Genomic DNA, 26,267 nt, shown 5'->3' on the forward strand with positions numbered 1-26,267 from the left:
CTAACCCACGCAAGTAAATAAAGGCAGCACAAGCTGAACTGGGACGTATTGGGCCCGGACAGCTAACCCCCGGTCGGAGGCTGGGGCCGCACTGAAAGTGCGGGTGTACTGCCTACGACCTCCGGTTTATACAAGGAGTACTGCCAATATGGCTCGTCTCGCTGGCGTAGACATTCCCCGCGAAAAGCGGTTGGAAATTGCGCTTACTTACATCTACGGCGTGGGCAAGACCCGTGCACACGAAACCCTGGCTGCTACCGGCATCAGCGCTGACGTTCGGGTCAAGGACCTGACCGACGCGCAGCTGGTTGAGCTGCGTGACTACATCGAAGGCAACTACAAGGTTGAGGGTGACCTTCGCCGCGAAGTGGCCGCTGATATCCGCCGCAAGGTTGAAATCGGCAGCTACGAAGGTATTCGCCACCGCAAGGGCCTGCCAGTGCGCGGTCAGCGTACGAAGACGAACGCCCGTACCCGCAAGGGTCCGAAGCGCACCGTCGCAGGCAAGAAGAAGGCCCGTTAAACCCCATTTGCCCCCTAAAATCGCTGGCGCGATTTCAAGGAACCCGGCAAATGTGGGCACAAGCGTAGGCTTTCCCCCAATAACTTTCTGTAGGAGAAAAAATGCCCCCGAAGACTCGTGGCGCGGTTCGCAAGCCGCGTAAGAAGGACAAGAAGAATATCGCGCTGGGCCAGGCGCACATCAAGAGCACCTTTAACAACACCATCGTGTCCATCACGGACCCGAACGGTGCTGTCATCTCCTGGGCTTCGTCCGGTGAGGTTGGCTTCAAGGGCTCGCGTAAGTCCACCCCGTTCGCTGCCCAGATGGCCGCCGAAGCCGCCGCAAAGCGTGCACAGGAGCACGGCATGCGCAAGGTTGACGTGTTCGTCAAGGGACCGGGTTCCGGACGCGAAACCGCCATCCGCTCGCTGCAGGCCGCTGGCCTCGAGGTTGGCTCCATCCAGGACGTTACCCCCAGCGCCCACAACGGCTGCCGTCCGCCGAAGCGCCGCCGCGTCTAAGGCTTTCCAGCGCCCAGGAGCTTGCCCGGACCCTCACCGGTCCGGGCAGGCCCGGCCGCGTTAAGTCTCCAGACCGATCTTTCCACCACCTGTGTTGCGTCATATAGCGGATGCTCGCCGAAAGGAAACCTAAGTGCTCATTGCACAGCGCCCCACCCTCTCCGAAGAGGTCGTCTCCGAAAACCGCTCACGGTTCATCATCGAACCGCTGGAGCCGGGCTTCGGTTACACTCTCGGAAACTCCCTCCGCCGTACCCTGCTCTCCTCCATCCCCGGTGCCTCTGTAACGAGCATCCGGATCGATGGCGTGCTGCACGAGTTCACCACGGTTCCGGGTGTCAAGGAAGATGTCACCGAGATCATCCTGAACATCAAGAACCTGTCGGTTTCCTCCGAGCACGACGAGCCGGTTGTTGCTTACCTGCGCAAGCAGGGCCCGGGAGTCGTCACCGCCGCGGACATCGCTCCGCCGGCCGGCGTCGAATTCCACAACCCGGATCTGCACATCGCCACGCTGAACTCGAAGGGCAAGTTCGAACTCGAACTGACCATCGAGCGCGGTCGCGGCTACGTTTCGGCAGCTCAGAACAAGTCCGGCGACTCCGAGATCGGCCGCATCCCGGTCGACTCGATCTACTCGCCGGTCCTGAAGGTTACTTTCCGCGTGGAAGCTACCCGTGTTGAGCAGCGCACTGACTTCGACAAGCTCATTGTCGACGTCGAGACCAAGCAGGCAATCGCCCCGCGCGACGCCGTCGCTTCGGCAGGTACCACCCTGGTGGAACTGTTCGGTCTGGCCCGCGAGCTGAACACCGCAGCTGAAGGTATCGAGATCGGCCCTTCGCCGACGGACGCTGCCCTGGCAGCCGACATGGCTCTGCCGATCGAGGATCTGGACCTGACGGTCCGTTCCTACAACTGCCTCAAGCGTGAGGGCATCCACACCGTGGGTGAACTCGTTGCCCGCTCCGAGGCTGACCTCATGGACATCCGCAACTTCGGCGCGAAGTCCATCGATGAGGTCAAGGCCAAGCTGGTCGAACTGGGCCTGTCCCTCAAGGACTCCCCTCCCGGTTTCGATCTCGCAGCACGTGCCGCAGCCATCGAAGAGGACGACGCCGCGTTCAGCGACGACGAGCTCTAACCAACAGATCTTGGCCGGCCGGCTGGATGCACCCTGGTGTGCGCAGCCCAACGGCTTCCAATGAGGAGAAACTATTATGCCTACCCCCGCTAAGGGTCCGCGCCTCGGAGGCGGAGCGGCTCACGAGCGTCTTATGCTCGCGAACCTGTCCGCCGCACTTTTCGAGCACAAGCGGATCACCACCACGGTGACTAAGGCCAAGCGCCTGAAGCCGTACGCCGAGCGCCTGGTGACTTTCGCCAAGCGTGGCGACCTCGCTTCCCGCCGTCGTGTACTCGGCCTGATCAGCAACAAGGGCATCGTCCACGAGCTGTTCACCGACATTGCACAGGCAGTGGAGAACCGCGATGGCGGCTACACCCGCATCACCAAGATCGGCAACCGCAAGGGCGACAACGCTCCCATGGCTGTCATCGAACTGGTTCTCGAGCCGGTTTCCGCGAAGCAGGCCGTGGTAGCCGAGGCTACCTCCGCCGCCAAGCGCGATGCAGACAAGAAGGACGCCGAGAAGGCCGAGGCAGCTCCGGTTGCCGAGACCGAAGAAGCTCCCGAGGCTGAGGTCGCTGAGACTGAAGCTGCAGCAACCGAAGAGGCTCCGGCCGCTGAGGAAGCAGCCGTTGAGTCCGAGAAGGACGCGAAGTAATTCGCTAAATCTTTCTTATAGACTTAAGTCTATGAACGAGCTCAAACCCGCTGCCCCCGTCTTGGGGGGCGGCGGGTTTTTGCGTATCCGGATGGATGTGGCGTACGACGGCGGCCCGTTCAGCGGGTGGGCGGTGCAGCCGGGCCTGCGCACGGTGCAGGGCGTCCTGGAAGAGGCCCTCGCGCTGCTGATCCGCCGCCCCATCCGCGTCACTGTGGCCGGCCGCACCGACGCCGGCGTGCACGCCCGCGGCCAGGTGGTCCACCTGGACCTCAGCGAGGCGGAGTGGCTGGGCCTGAACCGGGGTGCTGAATTGGATCCCGCCGTTGCCCTGCTCCGCCGTATCCGCGGCGCCTTGAGCCGGGGCCTGGGCGAGCTCAGCGGGGCGATCGAGGTGCACAGGGTGAGCATTGCCCCCGTGGGCTTCGACGCCCGGTTCTCCGCCCTCTGGCGCCGCTACTCCTACAGGATCGCCGACGGCCCCGCGCTGTGGGACCCGCTGGGACGTGCCTCCACCCTGTGGCACAAGGACCCGCTTGATGTCGGGCTCCTCAACGAGGGCGCCGCACCGCTGCTCGGGCTGCAGGATTTCCGCTCGTACTGCAAGCCCCGCGAAGGCGCCACGACCATCCGCGAACTGCAGCGCTTCGAATTCGCCCGCGGCGCCGACGGCGTCATTGTCGCCACCGTGCAGGCCGACGCGTTCTGCCACAACATGGTCCGCTCCCTGGTGGGCTCGGCGCTGTACGTGGGGGAGGGCATCGAGGCGCCGGGCTGGCTCTACGAGCGGCTCCTCGCCCGGCAGCGGGATGCCAAGTCCGTGCTGGCTGCCCCGCATCCGCTGGTGCTCGAGGAAGTGGCCTACCCGACGGACAGCGGCATGCAGGCCCGCGCCGAACTGACCAGGGCCCTGCGCGCGTAGAATGTGCGGCGAGATCGCCGGACAGCGGCCAGTTCGCCGGAAATTTCCGGCGATCTGGCCGCTTTCCGGCGACCTCGGGCCGTCCCCTAGAACGCGGCCGGGGGACCGTCGGCGGGAAACTCGAGAGTAAACGTGCTTCCGTGCCCCGGACGGGTGCGGCAGGAGATGGAGCCGCCGTGCCGTTCCACGATGGCTTTGGTGATGGACAGGCCCAGTCCGGCCCCCGGAATGGAACCGTCTCGGACGGCCGGGCTGCGGAAGAAGCGGGTGAAGACCCGTCCGGCGTCGGCAGCGGTCATGCCCATGCCGGTGTCAGCGACTTGGAGACGCACCAGGCCGTCGACAGTGCTGGCAGAGATCCGCACCGACCCGCCGTCGGGTGAGTACTTGATCGCGTTGGAGACGAGGTTGTCCAGGGCCTGGCTGATCCGGAGCGGATCCACGTTGGCCCAGAGCGGGGCCGGGACGTCCATCGCCAAACAGACGCGGTGTGCCTGTGCCTGGGCCTGGGCGGAGCCGAGGCTGGCCTCCACGAGACCGGCGAGGTCGGTGCGGCGGGGATGGACGTGGACCGCGGCGCTGGCGGACATCAGGAGGTCCGACACCAGGGCCAGGAGCCGCTCCGCGTTGCGTTGCGCCACTTCGACACGGCGTGTCACCGGACTGTCCAGGCCCTCCGTGTCGGCGAGCACCAGGTCCAGGTTGCCGATGATGGATGTCAGCGGCGTGCGGAATTCGTGGGAGACGGTGGAGACCACCTCGTCCTTCGCGGCGAGGGCATCCACCAGGCCGGTGACCTCGTTGAAGACCACCACCGCCCCGCGGAAGTCACCGGCGTCGTCCTTCAGGGGCCGGGCTCCCGTCGAGAGGACGCGGCTGGCCGACCCGTCGCCGAAGCAGACAAGGTAGTCGGCAAAGGACTCGCCGGCCAGCGCGCGGCGGATGGGACGGCGCTCCAGGGGCAGCGGCGTGTTTCTGTCCTGGCCGGTCAGCAGCAGCAGGCCTTCTTCCACCGGCAGCTCCGCCGACTCTGGCGACTCCGCCGACTCCGCAGAGCGGTGGGAGGTGGCCGCGGATGCCTCCAGATGGCTCTGCCAGCTGTTGGTCAGCAGCCGTCGGCCGGCGGCGTCGACTGCCACGATCCCGACGTCGACGGTGTCAAGAATGGTATTCAGGAGCTGTTCGCGTTCCCTGCTGGCCGCGAGCAGGACTTCAAGCTCGGCTTCCTTGGACTGGATCCGCCACTGCTCGTGCCGCAAGCGAGCCCGCGCGAAACGCATGGCCAGGGAGACTGCCAGCATCATCAGCGGCACCAGCACGGCTTCGACCGTGCTCGCTGCCAGCGGTGCAGCTCGGTCCGCGAAGAGCCAGGGCAGGGCGGCCAGTAGTGGTACCGAGAAGCTCAGGGAAACGCTCGCGGCGGCGGACAGCCGGGACGCCGAAATCCACACCACCGGAAGGACCGAGAGCACACCGGGATCCGGCAGGCCGGCGGATGTGCCGTCCCGGAGCAGACCGATCGCGACCAGGTCCAGGACGGGGATGGCGAGTGGCGCCAACGGACCAAAGCGTTGCCAGGGGATCAGGACGCAGGCCGCAAGGAGCGCGGCCTGCAGGGCAAGTGCGTACCGGCACCAGGTGCTGTCCGGAAGGCTGGGCCACGCTGCAGGCGCAGCGAGTACCACTCCAGCCATCACCACGGCCAGCGGCAACTGGCACACGAGGACCCGCGCGCGCGGCCCCAGAGCCTTGCCGTATCGATCCGCACCGCGGATCAGCCGCTGTTTAAGCAAAGACGCCCCGTCCCCTTCCCGATGCTCCAGTTTTACACCTTGTGTCACGTAAATTTGACACAAAACGAAGTTTTGCTATTTGTATTACCGAACAGCCGGTAATTTGCCGCGTAGGGTGGGTATTCTGGCAATGCCGGTGGGGGCCGGCCAGAAGGTTGCTGCCGGCGCATCCGCGAACGGCGGCGCAGCGTGACACATGAGGGGGGCCATGACCGACCTGGGAGTCGCCGTCGTAGTAGAAGACGACGAAGATGTCCGGAACCTTGTCGAAGCCGTTTTGAGCCAGGCAGGCTTCGAAGTTCATTCGGCGGCCGGTGGGCGTGAAGGGGTCGACGTCGTCAGGGCGCGGGAGGCGAGCGTGGTCACCTTGGATGTCGGACTGCCCGACATCGACGGTTTCGAGGTGCTGCGCCGGATCCGGCAGTTCAGTGACGCCTACGTGGTCATGCTGACGGCGCGGACCGACGAACTTGACACGCTGACCGCGTTTCACACCGGGGCCGATGACTTCCTGGCGAAGCCTTTCCGGCCCCGCGAGTTGCGCGCCCGCGTCGGTGCCATGATGCGACGGCCCCGGCAGGACGTCCGGACCGCACAGGAATCCGGTGCTGAGGCCGCCGCCGCGCCGGCACCCTCGCAGAGTCCGGTGCTGCACCACAACGGCCTGGACCTGAACCCCGAGACCCGTTCCGTGAGCGTCGACGGGGTCGCGATCAGCCTGACCCGCAGCGAGTTCGACCTGCTGCAAGCCCTCCTCAAGGGCGCCGGCGCCGTGCGGTCCAAGACCGAACTGGTGCGGGTGGTCCGGGGTGATTACTACCGGGCGGACGCCTACATCAGCGAATCCGACGAACGCGCCGTCGAGGTCCATATCGGCAACCTGCGCAGGAAACTCGGCGAGGACCCGGTGCAACCGCGCTGGCTGCAGACCGTCCGCGGCGTGGGCTACCGGCTTTCCCCGGCGCGGTAGCCTCCTGGGCCGGTCAGCATCCGGCGTCCGGTAGCCGGCGCCCGGATCGTGCGTTGGGGGCAGCGGTACCGGCGGCCCTAGCTGTCCCACAGCACGTAGCTGAACTGGAGCTCGTCAACAGTTTCCCCGCCGCGCTCGGCAACAACGCGCAGGAGCGCCAGGGCGTGGCCTATATCGCCGGCCCTGAGGGCGCTCTCCAGCTCGCCCGCGAGCTGGGCCAGGCGCAGGCCGCCGACCATGGCCGAGGACGTCTTCAGGCTCAGCACTGCGTCCATCGAGCCGGCGAGATCCCCGCGCTCGAGGGCTGATGCCAGGGTTCGGTAGCGCTGGTCCCACATCTTGGTGTAATCCCTCGCAAATCCCTTCGCCACGGCCGGGCTGTCGAGCTGGTCACCAAGATCCTGGAGCGCGGCCGGATCCACCAGCGGGGGTGCCGCCGGGACGGTTGCCGGCGCACTGGACGCCGTGAAGGCAGGCACCGGCAGTCCGGGAGAGTTTGTGGGAGCGAGGGCAATGCTCGCGTCTCCGTCGTCGGGGCAAGCGCTTGGAAGGGACATGTGAACACGCTACTTGCTGAGAGGGGCGATGCCTTGCAGCCCGGTCTATCCTGCGGAAACCCTGAGGCTTTCCGAGGGGGAACCAGTCACGGGCGCTATTGCGGGCTACGGACCCGGCCGGGACAGCGGCTGCTACTGGCCGCTGAATGTATCAATCGCGTTGATGACGGCCGGCCCCAGGATGGCGATGAACAGCACAGGGAAGATGAAGAACAGCAAGGGGAACAAGATGGTGACGGGCAGCTTCATGGCCTTCTCCTCAGCCCGTTGCCGGCGCTTGACCCGCATGACCTTCGCCTGGATTCGGAGCACGCGGCTAATGGCGATGCCATAGGTGTCCGCCTGGACCACCGCCTGGACGAAGCTGCGCAGCTCGGGGATGTTCGTCCGTTCCGCCAGCGCCACGTAGGACTCGCGCCGGCTGCGCCCGACCTGCATATCCTGCAGGGTCCGGATCAGTTCCTCCGCCAGCGGGCCCTTGCCGTTCTCGCCCGCCCGGGCCATGGCGCCTTCGAAGCCCAGGCCCGCTTCCACCGAGATGAGCATCTGGTCCAGCGTATTGGCCAGTTCCAGCTGCATGATCTTCTGGCGCTCCTGCCCTTTGCTGTAGAGCAGGAGGTCGGGGATGAAGTAGCCCAGCAGGAGCACGAAGATTCCCACGAGCTTGAGAATCGGCGTCGAACTGTTGGCGCTGATCCAGAAGCCTAGGAGGGCACCGAGGAGACCAAGGAGCGGCTTGGCCGCGAGCACACGCCCCAGCGGCAGGGACGCGGGACGCCCGGCGAGGGACAGCAGCCTGTCCAGCTTGCGGACGTAGGCCGCGGGCGTCAGCCGGTAGCCGACCCGGTCCAGCAGGCCACTGCGCTCGCGCCGGGTGAGTTCCGCAGGGTCCGCGCCCAGGGCGAGGATCTCCCGGACGGCGCGCTGTGATCCGCGGTCCACCGAGAGCAGGGACCACGCGAGATAGCCGAGCGGCAGAGCCACCAGCAACATGGCAATAAGTACGGGAGGTGCCATGGCCGCCTCAGAACTTCAGATCGATGATCTTGCGCATCCACAGACCGCCAATGGTCATGAGGATGACGGAAGCGGCGATCATGCCCCAGCCCAGCGGATGTGTGAACATGGCGTTCATGTAGCCGGGATTGACCAGCATCAGCATGAGCACAATCCCGATCGGCATGGCCATGAGGACGTAGGCGGAGAACTTGCCCTCGGCAGCAAGGGACTTGATATGCCCCTTGATCTCGCTGCGCTCGCGGATGGTCTCGTTGACCTGGTCCAGGACTTCGGCCAGGTTCCCGCCTACCTCGCGGTTGATCTGGATGGCCTGGGCCACCCAGACGAAGTCCTCGTTCCTCATCCGGTCCGCGGTGTCGGTAAGTGAGGCCAGGAGGTCCCGGCCAAGGCTGGTCTCGGTGACCACACGGCGCATCTCCTCCGACGTCGGGCTTTGCGATTCGGACGCGGCGGCGTCAATGGTGCGCAGGATGCTGTGCCCCGCCCGGAGGCCGCCCGAGAGCAGCTGCAGGGTGTCGCCGAGCTGCTGGTCGAACTTGTTGCGGCGCTTGCCGGCCAGGAAGCCGATCACGAGATGTCCCACGACCGGTGCCAGGAGCACCAGCAGGACCGCCAGCAACGGCCCCGCGACGACGAATCCGGCCACCCCTGCCGCAACAGCGCCGGCCAGCAGCAGAACGAAGAAGTCGGCCTGGCCCAGGCGCAGGCCGGCCTGCTCAAGCGACTCACGGTTGAAGAGCCGGACTTTGCGGCCGGAGAAGAATCCATCCACCAGGTGGACGGCCGAGCCGGCGAATCGCGTCAGCTGCGAGTCTGGCTGGCCCTGGACAGGCCTGCGCCGGTCCAGCGGGACACTCGCCCCGCCCGGGGCGAGCAGCACGAACCCCAGGACCACCACTGCGCTGAACAGCAGGCCGACGCCGATGGGAAGGAGAGTCATTGGCAGATCACGCCCTTCCGGCCGGCGTCAGCGGCGCGGCAAACACACCGGGGGAGACATAGATGCCCAGGTCCTCGAAACGGTCGATAAAGCGCGGTCGGATGCCGGTGGGGACCGGTCTGCCGAGGAAGCGGCCGTGGGTGTCGACGCCGGCGGAGTAGTCGAACACGAAGGCGTCCTGGAGTGTGACGATGTCTCCCTCCATGCCTTGGACCTCGGTCACGTGGGTGATCCGCCGGGTGCCGTCCCGCAGGCGGGAGATCTGGATAATCAAGTTGACGGCCGAGGCGATCTGTTCCCGGATGGCGCGCAACGGGAGGTCCATGCCGGCCATGAGCACCAGCGTCTCCAGGCGGGCCACGGCATCCCGGGGCGAGTTGGAGTGGACGGTGGAGAGCGAACCGTCGTGGCCGGTGTTCATGGCCTGGAGCATGTCCAGGGATTCTCCGCCGCGGACCTCGCCCACCACAATCCGGTCCGGCCGCATGCGCAGGGAGTTCCGCAGCAGTTCACGGATGGTGACTTCGCCCTTGCCCTCGGTATTGGAGGGCCGGCTTTCCAGCCGCACCACGTGTTCCTGCTGGATCTGGAGCTCGACGGCGTCCTCGATCGTCACGATCCGTTCGTCGTTGGGCAGGAAGGAGGAAAGGACGTTGAGCAGCGTCGTTTTGCCCGTGCCGGTGCCGCCGGAGACGATGATGTTGAGCTTGGCCTTGACGCAGGCGTTCAGCAGTTCCGCCATTTCCGGCGTCAGCGTGCCGAACTCGATGAGGTTCCGGACGGTCAGCGGCACCTTGCTGAATTTTCGGATGGTCAGCGAGGAACCGCCGACGGCGAGGGGCGGGATGACGGCGTTGACGCGGGAACCGTCCTCGAGCCGCGCATCCACCAGGGGTGAGGATTCGTCGATGCGCCGGCCCACTTTGGAAACGATGCGCTCAATCACCTTGCGGAGGTGGTCCTCGGAACTGAAGCGCGACTCCGTCAGGGTCAGTTTGCCGTTGCGTTCCACGTAGATCTGGTCCATCCGGTTGACCATGATTTCCGTGACGGCGGGATCGTCGAGGAGGCGCTGCAATGGACCGTAGCCCAGGACGTCGTCGGCCACATCGCGGACCAGCCGCGAGCGTTCTTCGGCGGACAGGGGGACCTGTTCGGCGTCGATGATGCGGGTCAGCTCCTCCCGCGCCGAGGTGCGGAGGTCCTCTTCCTTGGTTGCCGAATCGTTGAAGCGGGTTCCCATTCGTTCGAACAAGGCCGTGGCGGCCCGCTGCTTGAGGGCCGCGAAGGCATCGACGGGCTGCTGGCCCCGGGCGCGGGATTCCTTGTGCTCAGGGAAGCCCGGCACCGGTGGGTGGCTGCTTTTCTGGAGCACGACGGCGGCCGGCGGTGCCGACGTCGCGTCGCTTCCTCGCAGCGGGGACGCGGTCGGCGGGGACGTGGTTGGCGGGGCAGCGGCCGGCGGGGTCGCGGCCGGTGCGACGGCGGGTGCGCCGGCGGGAGCTCCCTCGGCGGAGCGGAGCCGCTCGGAAAGCTTCACTTAGACCACCACCCGGCGGTGGAGTTTCTTCTGGGCGGTGGCGCGCCAGGCGGGATCGAACCGGTTGACGAGCTGGCGCAGTCCCTTGATGGCCGGGTCCTTGCGTCCGTCCTGAAGCACGGGGATGCCGCGGTTGGTGGAGAACGCGACTGCCTTGGACCGGGGGATGCTGACGTCCACGGGCGCTCCGATGGTGGCTTCGACGTCCTGGACGCTCAGCCCGGACTTGGAGTCGGCCATGTTCAGGACCACGTGGCGGGTCTCGGGCAGCAGATCGAGCCGCCGGAGGATTTCGAGGCCGGAGCGCAGCCCGCGGATGCTCGGCACGTCCATGGCGGTCACCCAGACGGCATCGGTGCATTGTTCGAGCGCGGCGAGCCCGACCTCCGGGAGCCCGGGCGCGGTGTCAACCACGACGTACTGGAACTGTTCGGACAATTGCTCTAGCAGCCGGGTGACCTGCTGCGGTGTGATGTCGTCCGCCTCCTCGGGCGTCCTGGGGGCGCAGAGGGCGTAGATGCTGCCGGGGTGGACCGTGAGGAAGGCCTTGAGCACCAGGGAATCCTGGCTGGCCGAGGACGAGACGGCGTCGGTCACGGTGTGCTCCGGGTTCAGGTACAGGCCCGAGGCGACGTCCCCGAACTGCAGGTCCAGATCCACGATTACCACGCCCATCGGCGCGACCTTGCCGAGTCCGATCGCGATATTGGTGGCAATCGTGGTTTTGCCAACTCCGCCCTTGGGGGAGAAGACGCCGATCACCAATCCCTTGGCGCTGTCCGGCTGGCTGGCTGCCGTGGTCCGGTTGCGGGTGGCGAACGACTGGCAGGCCCGCTCCAGCAGCACCCGTATCTGGGCGGGGTCCGCCGCGGGGCTGAGGATGTCGCGGATGCCGGCCCGCATGGCCAGCAGGATGAAGTTCGGATCTGCCTCGCCGACCAGGATGACGCTGAGCTCGGGAAGCTGGACGTCGAACACCGTCGCCAGGCGCAGGGCGTCCTCCACCGGCACGTCCGGTCCCAGGATCAGGACCTCCGGCCGTTCCTGGTTGAGGCTGGCGAAGAGCTCGGCAGGGTTCGCGGGGTTGGCGATCGCGAAGGTCTGCAGAGTGCCCGGGAGACCGCCGGCCAGCGCCTGGCGGACACGGGCATCAAAGTCGGTGTTGGGGGTGATGAGTACAAAACGGCTCACTTGTAGACCTCCGGTTTCGTCATGATTCCAGGCCGGCCGCTGTCCTTGGCATCGAGCGGTTCCTTGCTCAGCCAGATGCTGGCGTATTCCGATGCGTAGACGATTTTCGTGGCATCCACATCGTTCACCGCGACGGTCAGCATCAGCAGGCCGGTGGGGAGCGAGGTATCTTCGGGCGGTGCGGTGGCGCCATCTGCTGAGGGCTGGGCAGGAGCGGTAGCGGCGGGAGCGCGCTGTACCGCGGTAACCAGGACCTTGTGGATGGTCAGCTGCGTGGTTTCCTTCTCCGGCTTGGCTTCGAGGCCACCGCCTTTCAGCGATATAAAAATACCGATGTGGTCACCCGCCACGATCCGGCCACCAACAACGCGCTGCGGCTCGAGCTGGAAAGAGACCTCCTGCAACCCCTTTGGCACGTCAATCATTCCGCTGGTTTTGAGCGCCTCCGGTTCGACCAACCGCTCGGCCACGAGCTGTTCTCCAGGTAGAAGGTCGACCGCGGTGACTTTGCCGGCCAGCCCGTCCAGATTCTGGAGCGCCGACTTCGTGACCGCCTTGCCGGGAAGCTCCTCGCTGGTAACGAAAGCTTTCAGAGCCGCTACTGAGGTGCCGGCGGGTACCGCTTTGTTGACCACCAGGACGGTCACGGGTTCGAGGCCTTGAACCGCTCGGCTGTCGGCTCCTTGCGCGTAGCTGACTACAAGGATGGCTCCGACGACGGCCAGCACCAGGGCCGCGACTCCTGCCAATAAGCGTGACTTCACTATTAGGGCACTCCAATGGTTAGGCGGACTATTGAGGTCCCGTAGTCCGGTGCCCCGCCGAGTTCGAAGGCGTCGGACAGCGAGACGTAGCGGACGAAATAGCCCCTGATGGTCTTGTTCTTGAGCGTCCCGCTCAATGACCAGCTGAAATTGGAAAACCGGTAGCCAGTGACATGGAAGGCGGCAAATCCCTTCACGTAGTACTTGCCGCTGGAGCCGTTACCGGTGGCCACGTCGTATAGCGGGAAAAGGACTGTTTGGTCATTCATCTTGCTCATGTCCGCAGCCGTGCACTCCTGTGGTGCGCTCGCGCCCGTGTTGCTGGTGAACCATGCGCCAGCACTGTTCGCCTGTCCGGCGGTCAGGGTGACTCCGCACTTTGCATCGCTATCCGTAATCCAGCCGAAGCCACCCGGGATCTCGCCACAGCCGCCGGAATCCATGTCCAGGACCTGTTCGGCGCCAGCCAGCGAACCGGGTATCAGGTTGAGTTTGCATTGGGCAATGGCAAGGGGCAGAAGGATCGTGCCCGTGGACGGCGTCCCCCACTGCACACGGGACGTGGCTGTTACTTCGGCGCTTGAAAAACCCATGGCGCGGGCGAAAAAAAGGGAAACCCTATTGGGCGTCTTACCTGCTTCCTGGGCCCCCACCGTTACTTTCACGGTGCGGGCGGCCTTGTCCAGGACGAGGGCTGCGATGTTGCTCGCGCCGTCGGGGGCGTTGCCGTTGGCGAGAGTTCGGGCGAGTGGGGAAGTGGTGGAGCAGTCGGCGTCGCTGATGTTCTTGGCGCACTTCTGGGCGATCATGAGGGCCGCTGCATCCGAGCCGTTCTGATCCTGGGTCCGCTCTGCATAAAGCATGCCGACGTCCACCGCCAGCGCGGCGAACCCCAACAGGGCGACCATGAGGATCGCGACCAGGATGCTGATGGCGCCGCGCTCGCCGTTTGGCGTTGACATTTCTAGCCGCCGCACAGCATGACTCCTTTGCCTTCCATGGTGAACGGGCCTGCGATGCCGGTCATGGTGGAGAGCGAATATGTGATCTTGAGGGTCACTTGAGTTCCGGTGGCGCAGGTTGCGGGGGTGATGGTGATGTTAGTGTCGGTCAGCGCCGGTTTCAGCGCGGGGGCTGAATTCTTTGCCGCCGTCCGCGCGGCGCTGGGGTTGTTCACGATGGCCATCACCCGCACGCCCTCGCGGGCTGCGCTGGATAGCGTGATCTGGGCGTTGTAGGCCCGGCCGAATTCTGTGATGCCTAGCAGCAGCATCACCAGGACCGGGGCGAGGAGCGCGAATTCCACCGCGACGGAGCCCCGTTCCGATGTTTTGGACATGGGGGACCGCCTTCCTGTGCCTATTTGGTCTGGAGATGACTGTGTGGTGGCGGCTCAGAGCCGCCACCACACTTTCCGATACCGGTTGGGATGTGTCCGGCCAGGGGCCGGCGTTGGGCTACGGCGTTACCGCCGGAGCGCAGGCTCCGGTCGTGCTGTTGCTCAACTGGCACTGCACTTTAGTGAAGGTGTCCTTCAAAGTACCGCCAAGAAGCGTCACGGCGACGATGATCACGACGGCGATGAGGGAGACCATGATGCCGTATTCGACGGCGGTGGCGCCGCGCTGGTCGCGGCGAAGGCGGGCTGCGAAGCTGGAGAGGATGGAACGCATTGGTGACTCCTGAGCGAGTTGGGAGGCTGGCCCTGCACCAGCACTGAGAGGAACTTAGCAACCACCGACACGCCGATGATTCGCCTTTGACGCATCCTGTGCTAAGGCTTCCCAAACTGCACGATTCCTGTACATTCCCTGCGCCCATACTGCGCTGGGCCATGCCGAAGGGGCCCCTTGGCTTTGGTCCAAGGGGGTCCGGTGCCGGGGCTGTCAGCCGGGGATCCGAATGAGGCGGGAGTTGGAGCTGATTGTGTTGACGGCCGAGACGAAGATCGGACCGAGTTCGCTTCCGCTTGCTGCGCAAAAGAAGAAGTCCCCATCAGAGTTCTCGGCTGACCGGAGCGACGCAGTCGAGCAGTCATTGTTGGACGTACTGGGGTTGCCGTGCGAGTCCGGCGACGCCGAGCCGGCCAGGACGTTCCGGACAAACTCTCCGCCGGTGCCACACTGCGCGGTGGTTGCGTCTCCGAAGGCAACCGTTACGATCAGCAGGCCCTCAGCCTTGGCATTGGCTGCAACCGCCTTCAGGTTGCTGCAGGCCACCGCCGCGTTGGTAGTCCCTATGTCATTTGCAGTGTTCAACGAGTTGTCCGAGGCAGCAACGTTTTGCTCGTTGGGTTGACCGTCCGTTTCTAGGATGATGGCTTTCCGCGCCGGGGTGGAGCGCGCGGGAAGGCTCCCCAGGTTGTTGGGCGTCAGGCCGAGTACGTAACGCGCCGCGGCCTTCAGGGGTGCCGCCAAGTACGTTCCTCCGCTGGAGGCGGAGAGGCAGTTCAGGCCCTTGATGAGTGTGCTGCCCGTGTTCAGTGGTGGTGATCCGCCGGGAAGGGCAGGATTCTGGGTGTAGTCGTTGGAGAAGGGGACGGGCATCCAAGGACCAGTGGTGTCCGTGGAGGGCGTCGTAATACAGCTGCCAGGAGATGTCTTGCTTCGGTGGATTGTGCCCAACGCCACGTATTGCAGATCCCGGGTCATGGTCTGCAGGGTGCTCTTGATGCCTGCGACCATCAGGTTTCGATTGGCGTCGCTCATGCTGCCGGTCCGATCCGCCACCAGGGCGATATCCATGGGATTCGGGATCTGCGAGCCGCAGGAGCCTTTGCAGGCATCGGCGGCCAGCGAGCCGGTGTTGCCGCTATTGATGCCGATCACGGGCGCGAAGTTGAATGCGACGTCCTTGTCGTCGGTCACTGTGATCGAATTGCAGGAGTTGCTTCCCCCAGGGATGCAGGGGATGGCGCAGATGGTCTCGCTGCACCTGGCGCCGGCAATCGTTCCGGGATTGCAGACGCTCGGGATCTGACTGCTGACCACAGTCCGGCCGGCTCCTGTTGAAGCGACCACGCACCAGAACGTGACCGTGGGTGCCGCTGCGGGGTCGTTGGCCCGGGCAAATGACATCGCGGCATTCCGGGCAGCCACCGGATCACCAGGAAGGGACGCCGCACCAGCCAGGGCGGCGGCGTCCATCGCGTTGCTCAGGTGCTGGCGCTCATAGACCAACCTGCCGACGTCGAGGGCCATCGCGAGGGCTCCAAAGAGCACGGGAATCATGAGAGCGAAGATGACGGCCGCCGCTCCACGCTCCCGGTATGCCTTGCGGCGTGTGTCCTCCGCCTTAGCTTGCTCGCGACGCAGCCGCTTCAGGAACGGTCCTGGTGTCAAGGCGTGCATGACCCTCCGGTCCAACGCTGTGCACCCGAGGCCACAGCCGCCGGGGTTTCCATTTTCATAACGGCTTTGGCCTCGAAGACACCGCCGAGTACCCAGGAAAAGAAACCGGTCAGGGAAGACTGGGGGTAGCGCAGGCAAACGACCATAAGACCGGGTTCCCCTGCGGACGTGTCTACGGCGAATCGAACCTGGAGTTGGCTACTGTCCAGCGAACCCGCCGCACGGTTGGCGGACGCTATGACGTCACCTTGCGTCACGCCTTGTCTCGCGCTTTCGCGGGCCGCTCCTTGGAGGTTGACACTTTGACCGAAGGCCATCCCAAAGTCGATCACGCCCAGGAGCATGGACAGGAGCAAGGGCAAAATCAAGGCAAATTCAACTGCCGTTGCACCGCGCTGCCGGCCATCCCGAACCCGTCGATATCCTGTTCTGGACCTAAGCATCTGTTGCTCCGTTCAATCTGAGGGTGATTCTGTACGGCGTGCCGGGTTGGATGCATTCGTCAACGGCCCGAAAATGTGGCGATGGCATTAATGACGGCGGGGCCAAGGATGACGATAAACAGCGGCGGAAAAATAAAGAGAAGCAGCGGAAAAACCACGGCCACTGGAAGCTTCATTGCCTTTTCCTCTGCCCGAAGACGTCGCCGAATTCGCATCTGATCCGCCTGGGGTTTCAACACCCGCGCCACGGAAAGCCCCTGCACATCAGCCTGGATGATTGCGCTTACGAAGCTCTTCAACTCCGGAACCGAGGACCGGGCGGCCATGGCCTTGTAGGCGTCACGGCGCGTACTGCCGGCCTGGATGTCCTGCAGTGTCCGCACCATCTCTTCCGCGACGGGACCTGAACCGTTGGCCCCGACCCGGGCCATGGCGACCTCGAACCCCAGGCCTGCCTCGACCGAGATCAGCAGCTGGTCAAGGACATTGGGCAGATCCAGCCGCAATCTCGCCTGGCGCTTCGTACCGCTGTTGTAAACGAGCAGATCGGGAACGACGTAGCAGGCCGCAATGAAGAATACGGACAGAACGACTCCCTGCGGGCTTCTAGCTCCACCAAATAGAAGGGCCAAGAGTGCCCCGCCAAGAGCAGCCAGGGGTTTCAGAGTCAGGAGGCGGTCCAGCGGCATTGAGGCCGGCCGTCCCGCCTTCCCGAGCATCCGGTCCAAGCGGGACACGTAGGCCGTCGGAGTCAGCTTGCGGGCCAGAATGACCAGCCGGTGTGGACCGAGCTCTGAACCACCGGGCTGCGGGTTCGACGCGGCGGCGAGCCTCGATCGGATCAAGTGGCCGGAAGCCCTGTCGAAGCCAATCAATGACCAGGCAAAGTAGGTCAAAGGAAGGATGATACTTGCGATCAACAGCCAGACTGTGGTGGTCATGTGTTCAGCTCCTTAGAATGCGATCTTGACCATGCGGCTGATCCAGAAGGACCCGATGGCCATCATGACCACGCTGGCTGCAATGAGGATCCAGCCCAGCACAGTCGAGATGAGGACCGACATGTATCCCGGATTGACGAGATTGATGAACACGGCGACGAAGAACGGCAACGCAATCAGGATGTATGCCGAGAACTTTCCTTCCGCCGCCAATGCACGTACCTGGCCCTTGATCTGAGCCCGTTCGCGCACGGTGTCTGCAACGTGGTCGAGGACCCCGGCCAAGTCGCCGCCGACCTCACGGTTGATCTCAATCGCCTGGCTGAGCCACTGGAAGTCCTCGCACTGCAACTTCAGGCCTACCTCGGCCATGGACTCTGAAAGCGAACGGCCGACCCTGTCCTCGTTGACGACCCTGGCGAGTTCCTCACCCATCGGAGCCGACATCTCGACGCTGGCGCTGCGCATGCTCTGGGCGATGCTGTGGCCGGCACGCAGGCTGCCGGAGAGGGACATGAGCATGTCGCTCAGCTGGCCCTCGAAGGCGGCGCGGCGGCGGCCGGTTCTGAAAGAGATAAGCGCCTTGGCGGCCACCGGACAGATGCCGGCGAACACGAAGGCTAGAAGCCAGCCCTGAAGCACGAATCCCGCCAGCCCCAGAACGAAGGCGGCAACCAAGATCAGGACGGCGACTTCGGAGGGCTGGAGCTTCAGGCCCGCCCCGCCGAGTGCATCGCGGCCGAAAGGGCCGCTGCTTTTGTGCCCGACGCGGCGCTCCACGGCCGCGACCGTGACGCCGCTCAGCTTCGAAATCATCGAGGAGGCGGACTCCGCCGGCGGCCTTCTCCGCTCGACGTGGATGTCGGTGTATCGGGGCCGGAATGCGCCAAAAAGGGCGAGGGCCACGGCGAACAGAATGAGCACAGCACCTGTAAGCAGAACAGAATCATGCGTCACAGGGCTCACCGTCCCGACTTGTGGGGAGCGGGGAAGAAGATTTCGCTGGGGACGCTGATTCCAAGGTCGGCAAACCGTTCGACGAAGCGCGGGCGGACACCCGTGGGAATGGGCTTGCCGACAAATCGACCGTCCTGATCAACGCCGGCCGCGTAATCGAAGACGAAAGCGTCCTGCAACGTCACGACTTCGCCCTCCATGCCCAGGACTTCGGTGATGTGGGTGACCCGGCGTGTCCCGTCCTTCAGCCTGCTCAACTGCACGATCAGATGGACTGCGCTGGCGATTTGTTCGCGGATGGCCCGCAGCGGAAGATCCATCCCAGCCATGAGAACCAGGGTCTCCATGCGGGCTATTGCGTCCCGGGGCGAGTTTGAGTGCACGGTGGAGATGGAACCGTCATGGCCGGTATTCATGGCCTGGAGCATGTCCAGGGCTTCTCCGCCACGGACTTCGCCAACCACGATCCTGTCCGGCCGCATGCGCAGGGAATTCCGCACGAGTTCGCGGATCCCAATCGCACCCCGGCCCTCGACGTTTTCCGGCCTGCTTTCCAAACGGACCACATGCTCCTGCTGCAGTTGCAGCTCCACAGCGTCTTCAATGGTGACGATGCGTTCGTCGTCTGGGATGAACGAGGAGAGAACGTTGAGCAGCGTGGTTTTTCCCGTGCCGGTTCCGCCGGAAACGATGATATTCAGACGTGCCTGGACACATGCGTGGAGCAACTGTGCCATGGCCGGTGAAATAGAGTCGAACCTGATCAGGTCCTCGACGGTCAGTGGTACGGCGGAGAACTTTCGAATCGTCAATGATGGACCGTCGACCGCGAGGGGCGGGATCACCGCGTTGACGCGCGAACCGTCTTGCAGCCGGGCATCAACCAGCGGCGAGGACTCGTCGATTCGACGCCCGACCCGCGAAACAATCCTCTCGATGACCCGGCGCAGGTGGGCGTCCGAAGTGAACGTTGTCCCGGTCAAGTGCAGCCGGCCGCCGCGTTCCACGTAGATGCGTTCAGAACCGTTGACCATGATTTCGGAGACCAATGGGTCGTCCAGAAGTCGCTGGAGCGGCCCGAGACCCAGGATTTCGTCAACGATTTCGCGGACCAAACGCCGCCTTTCCTCGGGCGTCAGGGGAACCTGTTCGTCATCGATAAAGGAACCAAGTGCCTCGCGCACCATCCGCCGCACGTCGTCTTCGTCGAGGCCGCTGTCCGTGATCCGGCTGCCAAGGCGGGCTGTCAGCTCTTCGGCCGCGCGCTTCTTGATCCCGGCCAGGGCGTCTGAGGGGGCGGTTTGGGCTGCTTTGGCCAGCGTGCCCAAGAGGTGATTGCCCGCTGGTTCAGCGGTGGGGAGAACTGCAACCGTGGCGGTCCCGGGCGGGTTGACAGCCTCCGCCGGGCTTGCCGGGGCCATCCGGACAGCTTCAAGTCGATCAACGAGACTCATGGCTTTTCGCCCCTTCGGTTCAGGTTCTTGTTGGCGGGGGTCGACTGATTCGGACCGAGAAGCGCTATCAGGTTTTTTAGCCCTTTCAAGGCAGGATCCCGGCGGTTTTCCTGGAGCAGTGGTACGCCGGCGTTGGTTGAAAACGGCAATGTGCGGGACCACGGCAGGATGATGTCGACCGGCAGGCCAACGGTGGCTTCAACGTCCTGGACGGTTAGGCCACTGCGCTTGTCTGCGAAGTTGAGGACAATCGTGTTGGACGGGGGCATGAGGTCAAGTTGCCGCAGCACCTCCAGCCCGTGGTTGAGGCCACGGATGCTGGGAATGTCCATCCCGCAAACCCAGACGCCATGGGTAGCCAGTTCCAGGACAGCCAGGACCTCTTCCCCAAGACCCGGCGACGTATCCAAAATGACATAAGGGAATTCCAGCGAGAGCTGGTTGATCAGAGTGATCACATGCGCGGGTTTGATGAGGTCAGCTTCCGCCGGCCGCCGTGGCGCACACATGGCATAGGCCCCCGACGGATGCCGGCTAAGGAAGGCCTTCAGCACCATGGCATCATTCGACGCTGCGCCGGTCACTGCGTCATTGATGGTGTATTGAGGCTCGAGACCAAGCCCCGAGGCTACGTCGCCGAATTGAAGGTCGAGATCGACAATAACCGCCCCCATAGGTGCCAGCTTGGCCAGTCCAACGGCCAAGTTGGTGGCAACGGTGGTCTTCCCTACCCCTCCCTTCGGGGACATCACGGATATCACCCGCCCGCGGGCGCGTTTCTGGCCTGCCTCCTCGGAGGCAATCTGCCTGCGGCTCTTGGACGTCTCGGCAGCGTGCTCCAACGCTGCCCGCATCCGCCCGGCCTCAATGTCCGGCGGCAGGACATCGCGGATGCCGGACCGCATGGCGGCGAGCGTGAGCTCTGGTGCCGCCACTGCTACCAGCACGAGCACAATGTCGGGGAACGCGTGCTCGAGGCCGGCCGCCATGACGAGCATCTGTTCTGTCCTGATGTCGGGGCCAAAAACCATCACATCGACGGGCCCGCCCAGGTTTCGGGCCAGCAGCTGGCCCGGACTGCAGCCCGCGGCTTCGGATGCGAGGACCTGAACCTCGTGCGTTTCCCCGAGGGCCGTGGCGAGCTGGCGCTCGAACTCCGCTGACGAGGTCAGGACCAAGAAGCGGCTCATTGGAAGATCCCGCTGGTAGTGACGGCCGTGCGGACGCTCGCCGGGGTTTTCACTGACTGCTTGGTCAACCAGATATTGCCGACGCGGGCACTGAGAATGATTTTGGCCGAGTCAGTAGAATTGCGGGCGAGGGTCACAAATGAGGAGCCGCCGGGAACCGCGGACGTTCCATCCTCAGTGTTTCCGCTGCTCGGGGGCGCCTGCTGGACGGCAGTCACCAGGACCTTGTCGAAGACCAGTTGTGTGCTGGCTTGCTGCGGCGACGCCGGGTCTGTTTGCGTGACGTACAGTCCCACTAGATCTCCTGCACGGAGGGTACCGCCGACAACGCTTTCCGGCGGCAGGAGGATGGTGACTTCCTGCATTCCGGCAGGAACTTCAACGGCTCCCGGAGTGGTCTGTTGTGACGGGTCGACCAGGCGGCTCGCGAGCACCTGCTCCCCAGGTTCCAGGGCAACGGACGTGACCTGCCCGCTGGAACCGTCGAGCGATGTCAGGGCGCCGTCGGCTTTTGCCGAACCCGGGATGGACCGGACCCGGACATGGGATGCCAAGTCTTCCACTTTTGTTCCGGCCGGAACCGGCGTATCGACGACAACAACGTCAGCAGGATCGAGCGATTCCTGTGCGCGGCGGTCGGCATTTGACACATAGTTGACCAGCATTAAAGTGCCGGCGATCGCCAGCACGAGCGCAGCTAGCCCTGCGAATAGACGCGATTTCATGATTGCTTCCTCACCTTTTCGTACAGCTCAACAATGCGTGGACGCAGGTTGTGGCGACAGGTTGGATGTAGAGATCCCAGGCCGGGAACGACTCTGCCGGCTGCCCCCCGAATGGCGGACAGCCGGCAGGGCAGCGGGCGGTGAGGCGGCTATCGGACTAGGTTGAGCTGCGTCGTGACGCCTTGGAAGACGGTTCGGAGGCTGGTGCCGAAGAGAGCGACCGCGCCGATAATAACGACCGCGATCAGGGCGACCATAATTCCGTATTCGACGGCGGTGGCGCCCTTTTCCTCGTCCGAGAGGCGGTTCTTGATTCCGGAGACAAAAGTGAGCATTGAGACCATGAGACCAGTCATTTTAATTTCCTTTTCCAGAGTTTGCGAATAGTGAACGAATTTCCAGCAAATCCCCTTTGCTTATTCGCTGGAGCTTCGTTGGAACAACATTTGCACGGCCGCAAACGGCACGGCAATGAAGTTCGATACTCGACTTTTGGAAGGAAATTGGGGGCCACCACCTGCCCGCAAATGAGAGGTGTACTCAGTTTCCAAGTAGGGGTAGGGCCGGATTACTTGGTTTGCTAAGCCGTCTTACTTAATTCGCGGCCTAGGTAAAGGCGGAGGCTACCTAGGGCAGCAGCAGGATGACGGCCAGGCCGGCCGCAAGCATCGAGGGCCCATGAGGGACTTCCTTTGGCTTGTTTCCGGGGTTTTTCAGGACCAAGAGCACGGAGGCGAGGCCGCCTGCGACGAACCCCAGGGCCCCGCCATAGAACAAGTGGGACCAGCCTAGGTAGCCCAAGTACAGGCCAAGTGGTGCCGCGAGCTTCACATCACCCATTCCGAGGCCGTTTCGGCTGGTCAGGGCCAGAAAGAGGTACAAAACGAACAATATTAAGGCGCCCGCCACTCCGCGTAGCAGGCTACCTGCCTCGCCGGACACACCCGAGGCGGCCCCGAGAAGCACAATTCCGGCCCCCAATAGAGGCAGGACCATCCGGTTGGGCAGAAGGTGGTGCTGCAGGTCGATCCGCGCCAGCTGGACGCCGGCCACTGCCAGAAGGATGTATGCGGGGAGCTCGGGAGAAGGCCCGAAGCGCCAGGCCAACAGGGCGGACAGTGAGGAGGCGGCCGCCGCCGTCGTAATTCTCATGCGTACTGTCAGGGGTCTGCCAAGGCGGGGGAGCGTGCGACGAATGAGGACTTCGGCCAAAAGACAAAGGCATGCGCCCGTTAGGGCGACGCCGGCTATGAAGAGGATCCCGGTGAACGATCCGGCCGGCTGTGCAAGCAGCATGGAGATGGAGCCGGCGGCGGCGGGATCGGACACGGTTCCTCCAGGGATGCGACGGGCCGGCACGGGGCCGTCTGCGCAACAAAGAGCAGACAGGATGCATCCGGACACCCCATTTTGACCCAAGAGGCCGCTGTCGGCTATTCTTGGTAGTCGTTGTGCGTGTCCTATCTCGATGGTGCGTGCCCGCTTGAGAATCCGGTTGCAGGATAGCTACTCAACGTGCACATTCGAGACCTAAGGATGACTGGTTACATAGAGCCCTCACCTCTGTTCCGGTAGCGCATAGATAGTAGGTGCACCGTAAGAGTGACGCCTAAAACAAGAACGCCAGAACAAGAACGAGGCAAACACCGTGCGTACGTACACCCCGAAGCCCGGCGATATCAACCGCCAGTGGCACGTCATTGACGCCACCGACGTTGTCCTTGGTCGTCTTGCCAGCCAGACCGCAATCCTGCTGCGCGGCAAGCACAAGGCCACCTTTGCGTCCCACATGGACATGGGCGACTTCGTCATCATCATCAACGCTGAAAAGGTTGCCCTCACCGGCGCCAAGCTGGAGCAGAAGCGCGCATACCGCCACTCCGGCTACCCGGGCGGCCTGACCTCCGTCAACTACGCGGAGCTGCTTGAGTCCAACCCGGTTCGCGCCGTGGAGAAGGCCATCAAGGGCATGCTTCCGAAGAACTCCCTCGCTGCGCAGCAGCTGGGCAAGCTGAAGGTGTACCGCGGTGCAGAGCACCCCCACGCCGCCCAGCAGCCCAAGACTTTCGAAATCACCCAGGTCGCCCAGTAGTCCTGGCCACCAAACAACTTATCTATACAAGGAGAATCGTGGCTCAGAACGAAGAGACCACCGAGGCCGTTGTGGCTGAGGAAAACCTGACCAGCTACACCTCGGAGAGCGGTCCTGCAGAAGCAGAAGCGCCCAAGAAGGAACGCCCGGCACTGACCGTTGCCGGCGCTGCAGTTGGCCGTCGCAAGGAAGCTGTTGCACGCGTTCGCATCGTGCCCGGCACCGGCAAGTGGACCATCAACGGCCGCGAGCTGGCGAACTACTTCCCGAACAAGCTGCACCAGCAGGACGTCAACGAGCCCTTCAAGATCCTCGATCTTGACGGCGCCTACGACGTCATCGCCCGCATCCACGGTGGCGGCATCTCCGGCCAGGCCGGTGCCCTGCGCCTCGGCATCGCCCGTTCACTGAACGAGATCGACGCCGAGAACAACCGCGCCACCCTGAAGAAGGCCGGTTACCTGCGCCGTGACGCCCGCGTCATCGAGCGTAAGAAGGCCGGTCTCAAGAAGGCCCGTAAGGCTCAGCAGTACTCGAAGCGCTAATCCCGCTTCCAAGCGCTTCTGGCGCTTGCACGAAAGCCCGTTCCGCCATTCGGCGGGGCGGGCTTTCGCCGTTAAAGCAGGACTTGCCCGGGCCATCGACTAAGCTTGGGTCGATGTCTAGATTATTTGGAACCGATGGAGTCCGGGGTTTGGCGAACGGGCTGCTGACCGCAGAGCTCGCGTTGCAGCTGGCTCAGGCCGCCGCCGTCGTACTTGGCCATGACCGCAACACGACCGGGAAGCGGCCGATCGCCGTGGTTGCACGCGACCCCCGGGCCAGTGGCGAGTTCATCGCGGCCGCCGTGGAAGCTGGCCTCTCAAGCTCGGGAATCGACGTCTACGACGCCGGCGTGCTCCCCACCCCGGCTGCCGCCTACCTCGTGGCAGACCTCGACGCCGACTTCGGCGTCATGATCTCCGCCTCCCACAACCCCGCGCCGGACAACGGCATCAAGTTCTTCGCCCGCGGCGGCCAGAAGCTGCCCGACGACGTCGAGGACGCCATCGAAGTACAGCTCGGCAAGGAGCCCTTCCGGCCCGTCGGCGCTGAGGTGGGCCGGATCCAGCGCTTCTCCGACGCCGAGGACCGCTATATCGTTCACCTGCTCGGCACGCTTCCGCACCGACTCGACGGGCTGAAGGTCGTACTGGACTGCGCCCACGGGGCAGCCAGCGGCTGTTCCCCGCAGGTGTTCAAGGACGCCGGCGCCAACGTGATCGTCATTGGCGCCGAGCCGGACGGACTCAATATTAACGAAGGGGTCGGCTCCACCCACCTTGGCCCGCTCAAGCGCGCAGTTTTGGACCACGGGGCGGACCTCGGTATCGCCCACGACGGCGACGCCGACCGTTGCCTTGCCGTGGACCACGAAGGCAACGAGGTCGATGGTGACCAGATCATGGCCATCCTGGCCGTCGCCCTCAAGGCCTCCGGAAAGCTCAAGGACGATGTCCTTGTGGCCACCGTCATGAGCAACCTCGGCCTGAAGCTCGCCCTGCGCGAGGCCGGGATCAGCCTGCGTGAAACCGGCGTGGGGGATCGCTACGTCCTGGAGGAAATGCGCAGCGGCGGCTTCAACCTTGGCGGCGAGCAGTCCGGGCACGTCATTTTTGCCGACCACGCCACCACCGGCGATGGCGTGCTGACCGGCCTGCAGATTGCCGCCCAGGTGGCCCTCACCGGGCGCCCGCTCAAGGAGCTGGCCACGGTGATGACCAAGCTGCCGCAGGTCCTCATCAACGTCAAGGGCGTGGACCGTACCCGGGTGAAAGGCGACGAAGCGGTGGCTGCGGCCGTGTCGATCGCCGAATCCGAACTCGGCGACACTGGACGTGTCCTCTTGCGTCCCTCCGGCACCGAACCGGTGGTGCGCGTGATGGTCGAGGCCGCAGACCACGAAACCGCCTCCGGCGTCGCGGAGCGGCTGGCCCAGGTTGTTCGGACCGAATTGGCCCTAGAGCTCGTCCCGGAATAGCCAGCCGCCCCAGTTCCGCCGGCCGGCCGCTGTGGCCCTTACCGGTAGGCGGGGGCGGCCTCCAGGCCGAAGTACTGTTCCAGCGTGGCGATCCCGCGGGCGGACATGTCCGTGGCCGCCTGGGTGCCGATGAAGCGCAGATGCCATGGCTCGTAGAAATAGCCGGTGATTGGGTGCAGCATCCACGGGTAGCGGACCACGAAGCCGAAGCGGTGGGCGTTCGCCTTGGCCCAGATCGCCGCCGGCCGGTCTTTGAACTGTGGGGTAAAGGCGTCTGCGCCGCTGCCGTCGCCGATGTCGAACGCCCAGCCCGTCTGGTGTTCGGAGTAGCCGGGCCGGGCGGAAGCGGTGTCGGCCTCGGCCCGTCCCCGGGAATTGACGTAACTTCCGTAGGTTGCCGTCTGCGTGGCGAACGAGCGGTAACCGCTGGCCAGCGTCATGATGACGCCCTCCGCTGCCGCCGCCGCGAACATCTTCTCCGCCGCTGCCGCCGTCGAGCTGTTCAGAAGCGCCGCCTCTCCCGAGGTAGCCAGTCGCACGGCCGGCCGGACCAGATCAGGGGGCACAAAGTTGGCAGGGGAGAGT

The 26,267-nt window shown here is 64.4% G+C and carries 29 protein-coding genes; 9 read left to right on the forward strand and 20 right to left on the reverse strand.

Features of this window, described 5'->3' with window-relative positions:
• Positions 1-148 precede the first annotated feature (148 nt).
• The 5 genes from rpsM (at position 149) to ACFRJ8_RS06375 (ending at position 3,735) form a co-directional block, all read left to right on the forward strand.
• Entirely contained in the window at positions 149-523 is a 375-nt protein-coding gene (gene rpsM / locus ACFRJ8_RS06355) for a 30S ribosomal protein S13 (RefSeq protein WP_028275004.1), read from the forward strand.
• Positions 524-624: 101 nt separating this feature from the next.
• On the forward strand, positions 625-1,026 hold the full coding sequence (rpsK, locus tag ACFRJ8_RS06360) for a 30S ribosomal protein S11 (RefSeq protein WP_018773682.1): 402 nt from the start codon (positions 625-627) through the stop codon (positions 1,024-1,026).
• A gap of 133 nt (positions 1,027-1,159) precedes the next feature.
• Complete coding sequence (locus ACFRJ8_RS06365) at positions 1,160-2,170, forward strand: DNA-directed RNA polymerase subunit alpha (RefSeq protein WP_018773683.1); 1,011 nt, start codon at positions 1,160-1,162, stop codon at positions 2,168-2,170.
• A gap of 76 nt (positions 2,171-2,246) precedes the next feature.
• Complete coding sequence (rplQ, locus tag ACFRJ8_RS06370; protein ID WP_377985283.1) at positions 2,247-2,813, forward strand: 50S ribosomal protein L17; 567 nt, start codon at positions 2,247-2,249, stop codon at positions 2,811-2,813.
• A 31-nt stretch (positions 2,814-2,844) separates the two neighbouring features.
• Positions 2,845-3,735 (forward strand): tRNA pseudouridine synthase A, encoded by an 891-nt coding sequence (locus ACFRJ8_RS06375; protein ID WP_377985284.1) that lies wholly within the window; start codon positions 2,845-2,847, stop codon positions 3,733-3,735.
• 86 nt (positions 3,736-3,821) lie between these two features.
• Here ACFRJ8_RS06375 and ACFRJ8_RS06380 read toward each other — a convergent pair whose 3' ends face one another.
• Positions 3,822-5,528 (reverse strand): sensor histidine kinase, encoded by a 1,707-nt coding sequence (locus tag ACFRJ8_RS06380; protein WP_377985285.1) that lies wholly within the window; start codon positions 5,526-5,528, stop codon positions 3,822-3,824.
• 208 nt (positions 5,529-5,736) lie between these two features.
• On the opposite strand from ACFRJ8_RS06380, the gene ACFRJ8_RS06385 reads away from it, so the two are divergent.
• Positions 5,737-6,498 carry a response regulator transcription factor gene (locus tag ACFRJ8_RS06385; protein WP_377985286.1) on the forward strand — a complete coding sequence of 254 codons (762 nt, stop codon included), beginning with the start codon at positions 5,737-5,739 and terminating at the stop codon, positions 6,496-6,498.
• 77 nt (positions 6,499-6,575) lie between these two features.
• Here ACFRJ8_RS06385 and ACFRJ8_RS06390 read toward each other — a convergent pair whose 3' ends face one another.
• The 18 genes from ACFRJ8_RS06390 to ACFRJ8_RS06475 form a co-directional block, all read right to left on the reverse strand.
• The gene (locus ACFRJ8_RS06390; protein ID WP_377985287.1) at positions 6,576-7,055 is read right to left on the reverse strand and encodes an Hpt domain-containing protein; all 480 of its coding nucleotides are present in this window, start codon (positions 7,053-7,055) and stop codon (positions 6,576-6,578) included.
• A gap of 132 nt (positions 7,056-7,187) precedes the next feature.
• Positions 7,188-8,072 (reverse strand): type II secretion system F family protein, encoded by an 885-nt coding sequence (locus tag ACFRJ8_RS06395; protein WP_377985288.1) that lies wholly within the window; start codon positions 8,070-8,072, stop codon positions 7,188-7,190.
• 7 nt (positions 8,073-8,079) lie between these two features.
• Positions 8,080-9,015: a type II secretion system F family protein gene (locus tag ACFRJ8_RS06400; RefSeq protein ID WP_377985289.1), complete on the reverse strand. Its 936-nt coding sequence runs from the start codon at positions 9,013-9,015 to the stop codon at positions 8,080-8,082.
• Positions 9,016-9,022: 7 nt separating this feature from the next.
• Positions 9,023-10,555, reverse strand: coding sequence for a CpaF family protein (locus ACFRJ8_RS06405; protein ID WP_377985290.1), 1,533 nt, complete (start codon positions 10,553-10,555; stop codon positions 9,023-9,025).
• Entirely contained in the window at positions 10,556-11,746 is a 1,191-nt protein-coding gene (locus ACFRJ8_RS06410; protein WP_377985291.1) for a CpaE family protein, read from the reverse strand. It lies immediately after the preceding gene.
• Positions 11,743-12,474 (reverse strand): Flp pilus assembly protein CpaB, encoded by a 732-nt coding sequence (locus tag ACFRJ8_RS06415; protein WP_377985292.1) that lies wholly within the window; start codon positions 12,472-12,474, stop codon positions 11,743-11,745. Before ACFRJ8_RS06415 ends, ACFRJ8_RS06410 begins: the two co-directional genes overlap by 4 nt.
• A gap of 38 nt (positions 12,475-12,512) precedes the next feature.
• Complete coding sequence (locus tag ACFRJ8_RS06420; RefSeq protein ID WP_377985293.1) at positions 12,513-13,472, reverse strand: pilus assembly protein TadG-related protein; 960 nt, start codon at positions 13,470-13,472, stop codon at positions 12,513-12,515.
• 2 nt (positions 13,473-13,474) lie between these two features.
• Complete coding sequence (locus tag ACFRJ8_RS06425) at positions 13,475-13,849, reverse strand: TadE/TadG family type IV pilus assembly protein (RefSeq protein WP_377985294.1); 375 nt, start codon at positions 13,847-13,849, stop codon at positions 13,475-13,477.
• Between the two features lie 118 nt (positions 13,850-13,967).
• Entirely contained in the window at positions 13,968-14,183 is a 216-nt protein-coding gene (locus ACFRJ8_RS06430) for a Flp family type IVb pilin (protein WP_377985295.1), read from the reverse strand.
• Between the two features lie 213 nt (positions 14,184-14,396).
• Positions 14,397-15,860: a pilus assembly protein TadG-related protein gene (locus ACFRJ8_RS06435; protein WP_377985296.1), complete on the reverse strand. Its 1,464-nt coding sequence runs from the start codon at positions 15,858-15,860 to the stop codon at positions 14,397-14,399.
• The gene (locus ACFRJ8_RS06440) at positions 15,848-16,303 is read right to left on the reverse strand and encodes a TadE/TadG family type IV pilus assembly protein (protein ID WP_377985297.1); all 456 of its coding nucleotides are present in this window, start codon (positions 16,301-16,303) and stop codon (positions 15,848-15,850) included. The genes ACFRJ8_RS06435 and ACFRJ8_RS06440 overlap by 13 nt, the downstream gene beginning before the upstream one ends.
• A 59-nt stretch (positions 16,304-16,362) precedes the next feature.
• Positions 16,363-17,244: a type II secretion system F family protein gene (locus ACFRJ8_RS06445; protein WP_377985298.1), complete on the reverse strand. Its 882-nt coding sequence runs from the start codon at positions 17,242-17,244 to the stop codon at positions 16,363-16,365.
• A 12-nt stretch (positions 17,245-17,256) separates the two neighbouring features.
• The gene (locus ACFRJ8_RS06450; RefSeq protein ID WP_377985299.1) at positions 17,257-18,168 is read right to left on the reverse strand and encodes a type II secretion system F family protein; all 912 of its coding nucleotides are present in this window, start codon (positions 18,166-18,168) and stop codon (positions 17,257-17,259) included.
• A gap of 38 nt (positions 18,169-18,206) precedes the next feature.
• Positions 18,207-19,655 carry a CpaF family protein gene (locus ACFRJ8_RS06455; RefSeq protein ID WP_377985300.1) on the reverse strand — a complete coding sequence of 483 codons (1,449 nt, stop codon included), beginning with the start codon at positions 19,653-19,655 and terminating at the stop codon, positions 18,207-18,209.
• The gene (locus tag ACFRJ8_RS06460; protein ID WP_377985301.1) at positions 19,652-20,845 is read right to left on the reverse strand and encodes a CpaE family protein; all 1,194 of its coding nucleotides are present in this window, start codon (positions 20,843-20,845) and stop codon (positions 19,652-19,654) included. Before ACFRJ8_RS06460 ends, ACFRJ8_RS06455 begins: the two co-directional genes overlap by 4 nt.
• Positions 20,842-21,570, reverse strand: coding sequence for a Flp pilus assembly protein CpaB (cpaB, locus tag ACFRJ8_RS06465; RefSeq protein ID WP_377985302.1), 729 nt, complete (start codon positions 21,568-21,570; stop codon positions 20,842-20,844). Before cpaB ends, ACFRJ8_RS06460 begins: the two co-directional genes overlap by 4 nt.
• A 149-nt stretch (positions 21,571-21,719) precedes the next feature.
• Positions 21,720-21,926: a Flp family type IVb pilin gene (locus ACFRJ8_RS06470; protein WP_377985303.1), complete on the reverse strand. Its 207-nt coding sequence runs from the start codon at positions 21,924-21,926 to the stop codon at positions 21,720-21,722.
• Between the two features lie 271 nt (positions 21,927-22,197).
• On the reverse strand, positions 22,198-22,899 hold the full coding sequence (locus ACFRJ8_RS06475; protein WP_377985304.1) for a prepilin peptidase: 702 nt from the start codon (positions 22,897-22,899) through the stop codon (positions 22,198-22,200).
• 319 nt (positions 22,900-23,218) lie between these two features.
• Here ACFRJ8_RS06475 and rplM point away from each other — a divergent pair, with 319 nt between their 5' ends.
• From rplM to glmM, 3 genes are all read left to right on the forward strand, one after another.
• Positions 23,219-23,662, forward strand: a complete 444-nt coding sequence (rplM, locus tag ACFRJ8_RS06480; protein WP_015937805.1) for a 50S ribosomal protein L13 — start codon at positions 23,219-23,221, stop codon at positions 23,660-23,662.
• Positions 23,663-23,700: 38 nt separating this feature from the next.
• A complete protein-coding gene (gene rpsI, locus ACFRJ8_RS06485) occupies positions 23,701-24,207 on the forward strand; it encodes a 30S ribosomal protein S9 (protein ID WP_377985305.1) in 507 nt (168 codons plus the stop codon).
• 113 nt (positions 24,208-24,320) lie between these two features.
• Complete coding sequence (gene glmM / locus ACFRJ8_RS06490) at positions 24,321-25,682, forward strand: phosphoglucosamine mutase (protein ID WP_377985306.1); 1,362 nt, start codon at positions 24,321-24,323, stop codon at positions 25,680-25,682.
• A gap of 38 nt (positions 25,683-25,720) precedes the next feature.
• Here glmM and ACFRJ8_RS06495 read toward each other — a convergent pair whose 3' ends face one another.
• Complete coding sequence (locus tag ACFRJ8_RS06495) at positions 25,721-26,221, reverse strand: D-alanyl-D-alanine carboxypeptidase family protein (protein ID WP_377985307.1); 501 nt, start codon at positions 26,219-26,221, stop codon at positions 25,721-25,723.
• Positions 26,222-26,267 lie beyond the last annotated feature (46 nt).

Source organism: Arthrobacter sp. NPDC056886 (assembly GCF_042788715.1).
In the GTDB taxonomy this organism is placed as follows: domain Bacteria; phylum Actinomycetota; class Actinomycetes; order Actinomycetales; family Micrococcaceae; genus Arthrobacter.

Excerpts from the sequence above, each read along its gene's own strand:
- rpsM (WP_028275004.1), top strand. The coding sequence starts at position 149 with ATGGCTCGTCTCGCTGGCGTAGACATTCCCCGCGAAAAGCGGTTGGAA.
- rpsK (WP_018773682.1), top strand. The coding sequence starts at position 625 with ATGCCCCCGAAGACTCGTGGCGCGGTTCGCAAGCCGCGTAAGAAGGAC.
- rplQ (WP_377985283.1), top strand. The coding sequence starts at position 2,247 with ATGCCTACCCCCGCTAAGGGTCCGCGCCTCGGAGGCGGAGCGGCTCAC.
- ACFRJ8_RS06375 (WP_377985284.1), top strand. The coding sequence starts at position 2,845 with ATGAACGAGCTCAAACCCGCTGCCCCCGTCTTGGGGGGCGGCGGGTTT.
- ACFRJ8_RS06385 (WP_377985286.1), top strand. The coding sequence starts at position 5,737 with ATGACCGACCTGGGAGTCGCCGTCGTAGTAGAAGACGACGAAGATGTC.
- ACFRJ8_RS06390 (WP_377985287.1), bottom strand. The coding sequence starts at position 7,055 with ATGTCCCTTCCAAGCGCTTGCCCCGACGACGGAGACGCGAGCATTGCC.
- ACFRJ8_RS06395 (WP_377985288.1), bottom strand. The coding sequence starts at position 8,072 with ATGGCACCTCCCGTACTTATTGCCATGTTGCTGGTGGCTCTGCCGCTC.
- ACFRJ8_RS06400 (WP_377985289.1), bottom strand. The coding sequence starts at position 9,015 with ATGACTCTCCTTCCCATCGGCGTCGGCCTGCTGTTCAGCGCAGTGGTG.
- ACFRJ8_RS06420 (WP_377985293.1), bottom strand. The coding sequence starts at position 13,472 with ATGTCAACGCCAAACGGCGAGCGCGGCGCCATCAGCATCCTGGTCGCG.
- ACFRJ8_RS06425 (WP_377985294.1), bottom strand. The coding sequence starts at position 13,849 with ATGTCCAAAACATCGGAACGGGGCTCCGTCGCGGTGGAATTCGCGCTC.
- ACFRJ8_RS06430 (WP_377985295.1), bottom strand. The coding sequence starts at position 14,183 with ATGCGTTCCATCCTCTCCAGCTTCGCAGCCCGCCTTCGCCGCGACCAG.
- ACFRJ8_RS06435 (WP_377985296.1), bottom strand. The coding sequence starts at position 15,860 with ATGCACGCCTTGACACCAGGACCGTTCCTGAAGCGGCTGCGTCGCGAG.
- ACFRJ8_RS06440 (WP_377985297.1), bottom strand. The coding sequence starts at position 16,303 with ATGCTTAGGTCCAGAACAGGATATCGACGGGTTCGGGATGGCCGGCAG.
- ACFRJ8_RS06445 (WP_377985298.1), bottom strand. The coding sequence starts at position 17,244 with ATGACCACCACAGTCTGGCTGTTGATCGCAAGTATCATCCTTCCTTTG.
- ACFRJ8_RS06455 (WP_377985300.1), bottom strand. The coding sequence starts at position 19,655 with ATGAGTCTCGTTGATCGACTTGAAGCTGTCCGGATGGCCCCGGCAAGC.
- ACFRJ8_RS06460 (WP_377985301.1), bottom strand. The coding sequence starts at position 20,845 with ATGAGCCGCTTCTTGGTCCTGACCTCGTCAGCGGAGTTCGAGCGCCAG.
- cpaB (WP_377985302.1), bottom strand. The coding sequence starts at position 21,570 with ATGAAATCGCGTCTATTCGCAGGGCTAGCTGCGCTCGTGCTGGCGATC.
- ACFRJ8_RS06470 (WP_377985303.1), bottom strand. The coding sequence starts at position 21,926 with ATGACTGGTCTCATGGTCTCAATGCTCACTTTTGTCTCCGGAATCAAG.
- glmM (WP_377985306.1), top strand. The coding sequence starts at position 24,321 with ATGTCTAGATTATTTGGAACCGATGGAGTCCGGGGTTTGGCGAACGGG.